7 protein-coding genes are annotated in these 11,521 nt (G+C 46.9%); 5 read left to right on the plus strand and 2 right to left on the minus strand.

Annotation, left to right across the window (positions count from 1 at the left end):
- Positions 1-12 precede the first annotated feature (12 nt).
- Positions 13-1,452, minus strand: coding sequence for an ABC transporter substrate-binding protein (locus tag H6G00_RS12815; RefSeq protein ID WP_190797019.1), 1,440 nt, complete (start codon positions 1,450-1,452; stop codon positions 13-15).
- A gap of 403 nt (positions 1,453-1,855) precedes the next feature.
- Here H6G00_RS12815 and H6G00_RS12820 point away from each other — a divergent pair, with 403 nt between their 5' ends.
- From H6G00_RS12820 to tnpA, 3 genes are all read left to right on the plus strand, one after another.
- Positions 1,856-2,956 (plus strand): response regulator, encoded by a 1,101-nt coding sequence (locus H6G00_RS12820; protein WP_190645483.1) that lies wholly within the window; start codon positions 1,856-1,858, stop codon positions 2,954-2,956.
- Positions 2,957-2,961: 5 nt separating this feature from the next.
- Positions 2,962-3,642, plus strand: coding sequence for a response regulator transcription factor (locus H6G00_RS12825; protein WP_190645485.1), 681 nt, complete (start codon positions 2,962-2,964; stop codon positions 3,640-3,642).
- Positions 3,643-4,054: 412 nt separating this feature from the next.
- Positions 4,055-4,468: an IS200/IS605 family transposase gene (gene tnpA / locus H6G00_RS12830; RefSeq protein ID WP_190797020.1), complete on the plus strand. Its 414-nt coding sequence runs from the start codon at positions 4,055-4,057 to the stop codon at positions 4,466-4,468.
- 272 nt (positions 4,469-4,740) lie between these two features.
- On the opposite strand, the gene H6G00_RS12835 is transcribed toward tnpA, so the two are convergent.
- On the minus strand, positions 4,741-6,537 hold the full coding sequence (locus H6G00_RS12835; protein ID WP_190797021.1) for an AAA-like domain-containing protein: 1,797 nt from the start codon (positions 6,535-6,537) through the stop codon (positions 4,741-4,743).
- A 219-nt stretch (positions 6,538-6,756) separates the two neighbouring features.
- On the opposite strand from H6G00_RS12835, the gene H6G00_RS12840 reads away from it, so the two are divergent.
- Both H6G00_RS12840 and H6G00_RS12845 read left to right on the plus strand, forming a co-directional pair.
- A complete protein-coding gene (locus H6G00_RS12840; protein WP_190797022.1) occupies positions 6,757-10,599 on the plus strand; it encodes an AAA-like domain-containing protein in 3,843 nt (1,280 codons plus the stop codon).
- 519 nt (positions 10,600-11,118) lie between these two features.
- Positions 11,119-11,517, plus strand: coding sequence for a tetratricopeptide repeat protein (locus H6G00_RS12845; RefSeq protein ID WP_190645493.1), 399 nt, complete (start codon positions 11,119-11,121; stop codon positions 11,515-11,517).
- The last annotated feature ends 4 nt before the right edge of the window (positions 11,518-11,521 follow it).

Here is an 11,521-nt window from a genome sequence, read left to right on the forward strand (position 1 = left end):
CTCTTCCTTGGCTCATTGCCACTGAGCGAAAATCTGCTGGATTTGCTGAATTGCGTCATCGGCAGCCTGCTCTGGAGAGACACGATCGACCACGATGCGATTAATAGCTTGACCCCAAACGTTCTCTTGAACAACCAAACTGTAGGCAGGGTGATAAATCGAATAGAATGGACGAGATTGTTTTTCAAGTAGGATTTTGGTTGCTGTTGAGAGATGGGGATCAGCAGGGTTTGTCCAAAATGAATTTTCTAAAATAGAAGTCATAACGGGTAAATTTCGCCCTCCCGCCGCTTTGAGATAGTTCTCAATTGCCTCAGGTTGAATTAAGTATGAGAGAAATTCTTTCGCTGCTTTCTGATTTTCAGAATCTGCAAATACTATAGCTTGCCTAATATCATCCAAGTACCGCATCGGTTGCCCGCTGGGTTTATTAGGAAATTCCAGGATGCCAAGTTTGTTTTGATAGGTGTCAGTATCTTGACGGACAGTAGCAGGAATTGAAAGCGATGCATTTGGGGTCATTACCACAGTACGATTGAGCAAATTAGTGTTGTTATCAGAATTTCTCCAATCTTCAGACCCTAATGGAACGTACCCTTGCTGATAAAATTGTGTATACCACCTCAAACTATCAATGATACCCTGACGTGTTTGGGGGTTTTCAATCAAAAGATCTCCATTAGGAGTTAATAGTTGCACATCGTGTGCCTCTAAAATATGCTCAAACATGGAGTAAGTATCACCAGATGCAACTGAGTAGGAAAAACCTAATCCATGAATAGTTTGGTTTGGCTGATTCTGGAGGTTATCCTGCACTTGCTGCCAGAATGCCCAAAAGGTGTCCCAGTCTTGAGGAATATCGCTTTCCTGAAAGCCTGCTTGTTGAATGAGATCTCGCCAGTAAAAAATATAAATGTTTGACTGAGAAATCGGCACTGTGTAATAACTACGTTTTTGGTTCGTATTATTGTAGAGAGCGACAGAGTCTAGAACTGAAGCTGGATATAGCTGCTGGACTGGTTCAATGACATCAGAAACATCAGCCAGTTCTCCTTGCCATGCAAGACGAGGGATCAGGGCCTTGCCAGCACTATTGCTCATCATAATGTCTGGTGGATTGCCCGCTTGCAGTGCTCTCTGCGCTTTTTGTGACAAATCATCTGCTGTGTAAAAGGAAAGCTCAACAGGCGCGTTGTGTTGCTTACTCCAATCGTTCACAACCTGCTGAATGGCTTCATCTTCTTCTAGATTAAAGCCCTTATCCCACCAGATTGTTAGAGCTGCGTTGTGGTCAGGCGGATCGGTGACTATAGCGCCTGGTTCGCTGTTAGTGCAGGCAGCGATGATAACACTCAATACCAATGCTATGAGCGTGAATTGATAAAATCGCCTCAGCCGACGACTGGTCTTTCTACGCAGAAACTTACTAACGCTAGCAGCTTGGCTATTCATACTGTTATACGTGTATGTTATCCCTATGTGCATAATCTCTTCTATTCGACAATGCTTGAAAAAAGAGGTAAATTAAGTGAGTTGGGTTGTAATCAAGTTTTGGTATAAAAAATTTGCTTGATTAGGCAAAGCTCTGTTGGATGGCGATCGCGATCACAGTTGTAGAATAAACACGTGAGAGCGAGTGTTTAAATTGTTTTAATTCTCAGCCACAGCGTTCACTAAGAATGTAAATTAGCTGGTGATGAGTTTTTGGAAATAGGCATAGTCTCACAAATTACTGATCTTAAATATCACCTGTTTCAAAAAGTATTGTATTTTGTAACGAAAATTACAGATTCAAGCCAGTATTTCTACTGCTGAATTATCTCAATTCCTCATGAGCCATAAGTAGGCGCAGACTATGAACCACACTTCATCTTCTAAGGGAGATCTTCTCATCGTCGATGATACGCTAGATAATCTACGCTTTTTATCGACCCTACTCCTAGAGCAGGGGTACGAGGTCCGGAGCGTAACAAACGGCTCAACAGCGTTGATGGGTGCGTCAGCCCAGCCTCCTGACTTGGTTTTGCTTGATATCTATATGCCAGGAATGGATGGATATGAGGTTTGTCAGCACTTAAAGAACAACCCTAGCACTCAAGAAATTCCAATTATTTTCATCAGCGCCTTGAACGAAACTTTGGATAAGGTAAGGGCCTTTTCATTGGGGGCAGTGGATTATGTCACAAAGCCATTTCAAGTAGAAGAAGTGCTTGCTCGAATCGAGAACCAGCTTACACTCCGCAGACTGCAAACACAGCTTCAAGCTCAAAACATTTGCTTACAGCAAACAGAGGCAAATCTGCGGCGATCGCTAGAACACGAGCAAACCTTGAACCAGCGAATAAAAGAGATGGCAACTCTAGAGGAGCGAAACCGAATTGCCCGCGATATTCATGATTCACTAGGGCACGCACTCGTGGCGCTAAATATTCAGATGGAAACAGCTCTAACGCTATGGCAAGAAGCTCCAGATAGGGCTTACACGTTTCTTAAGGAGGCAAAACAGCTAGGTTCAGAAGCGCTCAAAGCAGTGCGACAATCAGTATCTGATATGCGATCAGACCCGCTTAAGGGACAATTGTTAGAGGCAGCGATCGCCACCCTAACTCAAGAATTTCACCGCACCACTGGAGTCTTACCAGAATGTCATATTAACTTGTCTCATCCCTTATCCATTCAAATTAATACTGCTGTATATCGCATTGTGCAAGAAGGGCTGACAAACATTTGTAAGCACGCGGAGGCAACCGCTGTGCAAATCCAAATTCATACCAACGCTTCCGGTTTGTCGCTGTCGCTTCAAGACAACGGCAAAGGGTTTCGAGTCAGGGAGAATAGAACTGGCTTTGGGCTTCAAGGAATGCGTGAGCGAACCGTGGCACTAGGAGGTCACCTAGAGATCATCAGTGAATTAAACAGAGGCTGCCACATTAGTGCATTTTTCCCAACTGCTTAAGACTTATGATTAAAGTACTGCTTGTAGAAGATCAAGAGATTGTTCGACGGGGCTTAAAGACTCTTTTAGAGACTAAGCCCGATCTTCGGATCGTAGGAGAAGCCAGTAATGGACAGGAAGCCATTCAGCAGTTGAAAACCCTGTGGGCTTCGTCTGATCAGCCAGATGTTGTTCTGATGGACATCCGAATGCCCATCATGGATGGGGTAACAGCGACTCAAATGATTTGTCAAACGTTTGTAGGAACAAAGATTTTGGTGTTGACAACCTTTGATGATACTCGATATGTCGCGGAGGCATTGAGATTTGGAGCAAAGGGATACCTGTTAAAAGATATGCCTTCAGAGGAGCTGGCAGAGGCAATTCGGTCAATCTACAAAGGTTACACCCAATTTGGACCCGGAATCTTGGAGAATTTAATCTCCCAGGCACCTTTAACAGAGGAGCCTGAGCAACCAGAACTACCGCCAGGGCTGACAGAGCTGACCCCGAGAGAGCGAGAAATCTTGCGACTGATTGCAGTAGGTTCTAGCAATCGAGAAATCGCTCAATCCCTTCACCTCTCGGAAGGAACCGTTAGAAATCACATCACTCACATCTTAGGTCGATTGAACTTACGCGATCGCACCCAAGCAGCGATTCTTGCCAATTCTCACCTGACCTGGCTTGAAGATTCTGAGAACTAGGCTCTCCACACACTGTCCTATAATCTATTCACAACAATAGCCCCCTATGGGCACATGACAAATGTCACGGTTGAAAAATGGCATTTATGCCATGTGGTCAGGGTTTATATTCAAATACTCTAAGGTTATTGCGTTGGCGATGAAACTCTCCTGACTGGTTTAGATGCTCCTGAAACTGGCGCGCTTTTCAAATAAGTAACGCTAATCTACAGATTGAGGGGAGTGTCGCAAAAATAGGCCAGTGGTGGGGTAAGAGGGCTCTGTCGCAGAAACTAGTGAAGAATAAACAACTAACTGAATTCTTGAAGTAAGCCACTGGTTCGACCAGTGCGACTCGACCAGCTTTGAGCATTGCAGCAGTAAAGTAACACCCACGGTGGCTTGGTGAAGCAAAACCGTAGGAGAGAATATCATGTCGCAATTGTATCAAAGCCTTTCCCATTCCGAGTGGGACTGCAAGTATCACATCGTATTCACACCCGAACATTGCCTTACAACGATATTCGGAGAGATTCGTAAATTTCTCGGTCCGATTTTTCATGAGCTAGCGCGGCAAAAGGAGTGTCGCATCATCGAGGGACATCTGATGCCAGACCCTGTTCATATGTGCCTTGAAATTCCACCAAAGTATGCAGTAGCATCGGTAGTTGAGTTTTTCAAAGGCAAGAATGCGATTGCGCGTCAATTCAGTGGCAAGCAACGCAATTTCAATGGTGAAAATTTCTGGGCACGAGGATACGCAGTGTCAAAGGTTGGGTTTGAACTAGAAGCAGTACGTCACTGCATCCGCGAACAAGAGATTGCCGATAAAGGCGGGCAATTCTAACAGTTGAACAGATAAGCCCTCAGAAAGGACACCCGCCAGGCGGTCACACTCATCGAGCTACCAGCTTCACTGGGGGTATCTGACTGCCCAAAAATTGCGAAGAGTCATTCAGCAAGTGTTAAGTCACAAGTCCTATCAACAAAATGCAACCCGCTTACAGTCAGCAATTCAGCATTCTGGTGGAGTTAGATATGCAGCTGACATTGAAGGAGCAACACAAAAAGAGCCAACACTTCTAGGGTATGCCTTGAAGCAGAGCTTATGATAATGTGCTAATTTAGGCAACGATGGAAGTAATCGCGATAGAGCTGATATCTAACCACCACATCATTACCTGTTAATTTGACAAGACCCATACTGTCCAGTTTGAAGGCTTGTTCGGAGGGGAGCCGCACGGTTCTATCGTGTAGGACAACCTCCCGAAATGCTTGCATTAAAGCGGGGTTGCGTTCGAGATTGCTGAGGTGGCGATGAAGATGGTCTGCATAGATGCGGTCTGTCGTAGATGTATCTTGTAGCTGCTCAAAACTCAAAGATTGATGGACGATCGCATACAGTGCCAATCGCACCAGGAATGGATGTCCCCCGATCACCTCCGTTAGAGCTTGAATATCTTTGGAGCGGCAGGAAAGACCATGTCGCTGCACCAGTTCCTCAACCTGAGGCAGTGTGAACTCCGGTAACTCAGTCGGTAGTCCGACATTAAACGGAGATTTGTTTACATCTAGCGGGATGTAAACTTCGGTGGAATGTACCACGATCAAACGAATGTTTTTCCAGATCTCTCGCCGTTTTGCTTCTTCATGCAGGGCACGCAGCAAGCCAAAAAAATCATCAGCAATTTCAAGGTTCGCAAATACGCGATCGACTTCATCCAGCCCCAACGTTAGGGGAGCCGAAAGGCTGGGCAGCAAATACTGTTCAAAGTAAGCTTTGCAGCATTGGTTGCTGCCAATCAGGTCGGCAAGTTGCCAATGTTTGGTGAGTTGATCTGGATCGAGGAGCCCCAGTTCTAAACTCACACTGGCGCAAAACCATTGGAGAAATGTATCTGAGTTGGTGAGACTACGCTGATTGGCAAGCTGAAAGCTGAGCGGTACAACTCGCGATCCTTGCTGTTTTGCCTGATGCAGAATGCGAGCCATGAGTGAGGTTTTGCCCATCTGACGGGGAGCTTTAATCCGAATTAATGCACCCGGTTGGGCGATCGCTTCATAACAAAGTGATTCAATGGGTGGTCGCTCAATGTAAAACCGCGATGCAAGGTCCATCTGCCCACCAGGAATTTCAGGAGCCGCGCTGGGCAAGGGTGGAACAGGCACATGAGAACTGGAACCTGTAATCTTTGCCCAGGAGATAGCAAATTCAGGGTTAACAGGAAGTGACTTGCGGCGCTGATCCCAAACTTCCAACAGTGCTGCTGCTAATCGTGTGGGAGCATCGGTTGTCTGCCATTGCCAGGGCTGTTTGTCTTGCAAATAGCCCAACAGGTCAAACGGCAACTGCTGCATCCAGGGTAAATCGATCAGAATTGGTAAAATTGTGGGCTGTTGCGTCTTCTGTAACTCCTGAGCAAGCTGAATGTTTGCCAGCGTTGCTTCACTAACAGCAGATTGTTCTGTTAACAGTAGCAGCCAATAGTCGGAGGATTGAACGTTTTCGACGGATAGAAGAGGGGTGGGGGCAAAGCGAAGCTGTTCCCCTCTTGGGGCGATCGTTACTCGATGCTGCGTCTGAGTAAAAGCCTGCTGGAGCTGCGTGATTAACTCGGCACAACTCGCGTCTCCACTGATTAAAACAGTTACAGCATCCTGTCTGTTCGCTTCCTGCTGTTCTCCTTGCGGTTCTGTTTCTAAATCTGCCAGGTCGCGCCAGTCTTGCCCCAACACCTGACAGAGTTCTACAAAATTGACAAAATCGACAGGTTTACCATTGAGGAAATGGCTAACTGTTGATTGAGCAATCTCAAGCTGATCTGCCAGCAGTCGTTGACTGGGAAAGCCATTTCGCAACAGAGACAGCTTAACGTGGGAGATGCAGGACTGACGGAGTTTAAGCGATCGCGGCATGGTCGGGAGGTAGGGGGAATGAACCTGGCAATCCAGAATTCTGTACTGGCAATTTCAATTATGACCAATGAGATAAACCCGATAGTATGTCGATAAAGTCGATAGCAAGTCAATCGCAGCGCAAAGTTCTCCTGCTTGAACTCACCAACCACCCTAGTTTCATAGGAGAAGACAGGTTCCCACCAGAATCTATTTCTCTCACTTAGCGTCGAAACAACTATGACGGCACACAACAAAGCGATACAAAACGGTTTCTCTGAAGGAGCGATCGCTTCCTACTATCAGGCGGGCGGCACATTACCCGAAAATGCTCCTACCTATGTTCAGCGGCAGGCTGACCTCGATCTTTATGAGGGGCTGAAGGCAGGAGAGTTTTGCTATGTGTTGAATTCGCGCCAGATGGGTAAATCGAGCCTTCAGGTGCAGGTGATGAATCGCTTACAGGCAGAGGGAGTTGCTTGTGTCACGATCGACATTTCCGATATTGGTAATCAAGTATCACTAGAGCAGTGGTATGGCGGTGTTGCCTATAAGCTCGTGAGTAACCTGAACGTGTTTAGCTCCAGAGAGTTTATGACCTGGTGGAGCGATCGCGGCTCCCTTTCACCCGTTCAGCGGTTCAGCCAACTGCTCGAAGAGATTTTACTCAAGCAGTCTCAACCGATTGTCATCTTTATTGATGAGATCGACAGTGTTCTCAGTTTTCGGGACTCACTGGACGATTTCTTTGTGCTGATCCGCGCCTGCTACAACAAACGAGCCCATCATCCGGCTTATTGTCGTCTCACGTTTGCCTTGTTGGGAGTTGCTACCCCTAGTGATTTGATCAGCGATACCAAACGCACTCCTTTCAACATTGGTCGAGCGATTGATTTGTATGGGTTTGCAGAGCATGAGGCACAATTCTTAGCAGATGGTCTAACAGAAGCTGTTGATGATCCTCAAGCCGCGTTGCGTACCATCCTGGGCTGGACGGGTGGACAGCCATTCCTTACCCAAAAGGTGTGTCAGCTATTAGTAAAAGAGCGAAAAAGTGATGTCGCTCGCCTGATTCAAACTCACCTTCTCACCAACTGGGAAGCGCAGGACTATCCAGAACATCTGAAAACCATACGCGATCGCCTCCTCCGCAATGAGCAACGAGCAGGGCGACTATTGGGGCTTTATCAACAGATCTTGCTGGCTCCCGACCGATCGATTCTGGCGGATGATTCGGCGGAGCAAATGGCGCTGAAACTGTCGGGTTTGGTGGTGCAGCGCCAGGGCAAACTGTGGGTCGCTAACCGGATTTATGAAACGGTGTTTGATGCCGATTGGGTGAGTGAGCAGTTGGGTAATCTGCGGATTTACAACGATGCGATCGCCGCCTGGATCGCTTCTAACCGCGAAGACAGTTCTCGCTTACTGCGAGGACAATCGCTACGAGAAGCGCTGAACTGGTCGGCAGGCAAAAGCTTGAGCGATGAGGATTACCAATTTTTGGCGGCAAGTCAGGACGCTGAAAATCGCACGATTCAACTAGAGAAATTAGAGGTTCAAATTGGCTGGGACATTGAAAAGCAGGAAAAGGAAGCGATCGCTAAAGCAAATCAAATTTTGACGATTGCTAACCACAAGGCAAAGCGCCGAATTCAAATTGGTTCATTGGTGCTGGCTGTCTCTACGATAGGAGCCGCGATCGCAGGGACATTTGCCAGTATTGCCCTACAAAAACAGCAAATTGCCTTAACAGGCACACGTTTAGAGCAACAGGGAATGAGCGTTCTGCGACAGTTTGAGACCTCTCAACTGGATGCTTTGGTGGCGGCAATGGAGGCAGGAGCAGAACTTAATCAACTGGTGAAAGGCAATCATTCCCTATCTGAATATCCGGCAACTAGTCCCGTTTTGGCTTTGCACACTGTTCTAAACCAGATTCATGAACAAAATCGAGTGACAGGCTTTCCGTCTGATCTAGGTGCAGCCCAATTTAGCCCCGATGGAGAATTGGTGCTAACGGCTTCTGCCTCTGACTCTACTGGGAAACCACCTAAAGCCCAACTGTGGACGACTCAAGGAACCTTGATTGCTGATTTAGGAAATCATGGCGGAAGTGAGTTAGCAATGCAGTTTAGCCCTGATAGTCAAATGTTTGCTACTGCTGGATATGATGGCAAGATCCGACTGTGGAATCGACAGGGCGATCGCCTGCAAGAATTTCAACAGCCTGAAAACCGTTCAGTATGGGCTCTGGCATTTAGTTCCGATAGTAAATGGCTAGCCGTAGCTAGCGTTGGAGCCGTCGATATCTGGTCATCTCAAGGACGCTACCAGTTCAAAGTGGAGGGCTTTGAGGGCAATCTTCATGCAGTTCACTTCAGTCCGGATGGACAACATCTGGCGGCAATTGACGAGCGAGGCAATGTAAAAATTGTGTCACGCGACGGTCAAACTCTAGCCAGTTTCAAAGCCTCTCCTCACGAGAAGATGCACTGGAGTCCTAATAATCAGCATTTACTTACCGTCGGCATGGATGGCATCGCTCAAGTGTGGACGCTGGATGGCGATCGCCTTGGCGAGATTAGGTTTCCGGATGACGGCAATGGTTTATACAAATCAATTGCTGATGCTCAGTTTATATCCAGCGATGAAATCGTTGTAATTACTGTCAATGGCGAAGTGAGCCATTGGACACACACCGGGGAACAACACTCTCCAAAGGTGCCTAACGTCCGTCCTGATTCACAAATCACTCCAATGCAGCCAAACTTGCAGGTCAGTCCGCAAGGTGATCATCTCATCTTTAGCGATTACTCTGGCAATATTTACCTGCGGCAACAAGTCAAATCATCTCAGCCAAGCGTTTCAATTGTGCGAGGACAAGGTCGAATTCTCAATGCCTGGTTTGCTCCAGAGGGCGATGACCCCGAAGGGGGAACTGCTTCGCATCGCCTGCTCACCTTTTCAACTGCTGGCACGATTCAAACATGGAACCTGCAAAGCCCAAACCAGTATCCGCTACAAGGGGCTACGTCTGGCTTGATGCCAATAGCAGATCTAAACGAGCAAACTAATCGCGTGATTGGTATCGATACGGCAGGCAAGGCTCAGCTGTGGGATATGGCAGGGCGGCAAGTAGCAACGCTAGATGTATCTGGGCAATCTCATCCTCATGCTCAATTTAGTCAGAATGGGCAGGTAGTGGCGATCGCCGGAGAAGAGGGGTTAATCCGCCTATGGAATTCAGAAGGTCAACTCCTTCAGGAGTTAACAGGTAGCCTCCCCTACATTAGTTCCCTTGCCCTCAGCCATGATGGTAGCTATATCGCAGGCATTGCCAACAACAACCAGATTGTCCTTTGGAATCGTCAAGGAGAGCAACTATTGCAAACTCACTTGTCGTCCCAAACATCTATCAGTACTTCAAGTCTTAGCCCCAACGGCAATTATTTTGCAGTAGGTCAAACGGACGGAAACCTGAGGTTATGGTCTGCAAGTGGAGACGTTTTGGCAACTGTGAAAGCTCACGAGTCGAGCATTATCGCCATGCAGTTTAGCCCCGATGAGCAACACTTGATTACCACAGGCTATGACGGATCTGTAAAAATTTGGACTGCTCAAGGAAAGCTAGTCAAAACGCTGGATCAATCTCAACCCGAAGCTTACGCGATTGAATTTAGCCTAAATGGAGAGTATTTTGCAGTTACTGGGATAAACGGCAATATTAAACTCTGGGATCGCCAGGGACAGCTATTGAATGACTTTACAGCACACACAGACCCTATCTACCGTCTTGTGTTTAGCCCCGATAGCCATAGCTTTATCACTGTTGCCGGCAACACATTGAGGCTATGGACAGTAGACGGGCAATTGATGAGCGACATCACACTTCCACAGTCCATTCAAAATGTCAGCTTTAGTGATGATGGACAATCGATCTTTAGCGTTGGCAATAGCAATAGGGTGTATCAGTGGCAGATTCCAAAATTATCAACTCTCCTAGAACAAGGTTGCTCCTGGCTAAGCCCCTACTTCACTCAGCATCCAGAATTGCGTAGTAGGCTGAACTGCTCTCCCGAATAAATACTCTGTGGTGGAGCTATGCAACATTTCATTCATGAGTCCTCAAAAAGTTTTCTGCACCACTAAGCAAGGTATTGTCAACTTAATCGGAGAAATTGAAGAATAAGCACGATAATCCTTGTGTCGAGTAACATCTTGTTTGTCGTCTTAACAAGTGTGACACTTCCACTCTGTTTATGCAGTAGTCTGGGCTGTTCGGCTAAAACTGTCTAATGGTTGAGCCGACTGGTCAGCAGGCGCGCTAAAACAAGAGAGAGTGCTCAAACTATAGACCCAAATTAATTGTTTGCAGTGCCGAGAATAGGAAGAGTGAGCAACATTCTCAGAATAGGTGAGGAGGATTGGGTTAGTCGTGGCAAAGAGGATAGTTGCTGAGTCGCTCTAAGGATTCACTAGAGATGATCCAGAGCAATTCGGCCAGTACGACTTAGGATACGGAGAAGGTACAATTCAGCGATCGCTCACCCAAACCGCATTGTCCCAAGCAGAGTCACCAGAGAGTCACCAAAGGTATAAACTATGAATTCTGTACAAGATATCTATTCTCCGTCTGACTGGCAAGCACAGGGCTGTGCTCTTTGTGGGGCGGAACAATATCAAGCAGCAATCGCTGCATTTGATCGTGCCTTAAGCCTTGAACCCAAAAACTGTCAAACTTGGAATTATCGTGCTAATGCGTTAAGTGCGTTGCAGCGTCAAGCTGAGGCACTCAGTTGTTACGATAGAGCGATCGCACTTAATCCGACCTACCATCAAGCTTGGTTTAACCGAGGACTCTTGCTAGCAGAGATGGGGGCGCAAGGTTCTGCTTTGGAAGCCTACGATCGGGCTATTGCGCTTCATCCTGATCCTCTTTATTTGCATGCTTGGGACGACGTTTGGCTCAAACAAAAGCTGATTCCTTTTGTTTATGCTTAAACTT

Source organism: Leptolyngbya sp. FACHB-541, assembly GCF_014695875.1.
Taxonomy (GTDB): Bacteria; Cyanobacteriota; Cyanobacteriia; order Elainellales; family Elainellaceae; genus JAAUTN01.

What these genes read in the sequence shown, in the direction of transcription:
- H6G00_RS12815 (WP_190797019.1), bottom strand. Translation starts at nt 1,452, where the DNA reads ATGAATAGCCAAGCTGCTAGCGTTAGTAAGTTTCTGCGTAGAAAGACC.
- H6G00_RS12820 (WP_190645483.1), top strand. Translation starts at nt 1,856, where the DNA reads ATGAACCACACTTCATCTTCTAAGGGAGATCTTCTCATCGTCGATGAT.
- H6G00_RS12825 (WP_190645485.1), top strand. Translation starts at nt 2,962, where the DNA reads ATGATTAAAGTACTGCTTGTAGAAGATCAAGAGATTGTTCGACGGGGC.
- tnpA (WP_190797020.1), top strand. Translation starts at nt 4,055, where the DNA reads ATGTCGCAATTGTATCAAAGCCTTTCCCATTCCGAGTGGGACTGCAAG.
- H6G00_RS12835 (WP_190797021.1), bottom strand. Translation starts at nt 6,537, where the DNA reads ATGCCGCGATCGCTTAAACTCCGTCAGTCCTGCATCTCCCACGTTAAG.
- H6G00_RS12840 (WP_190797022.1), top strand. Translation starts at nt 6,757, where the DNA reads ATGACGGCACACAACAAAGCGATACAAAACGGTTTCTCTGAAGGAGCG.
- H6G00_RS12845 (WP_190645493.1), top strand. Translation starts at nt 11,119, where the DNA reads ATGAATTCTGTACAAGATATCTATTCTCCGTCTGACTGGCAAGCACAG.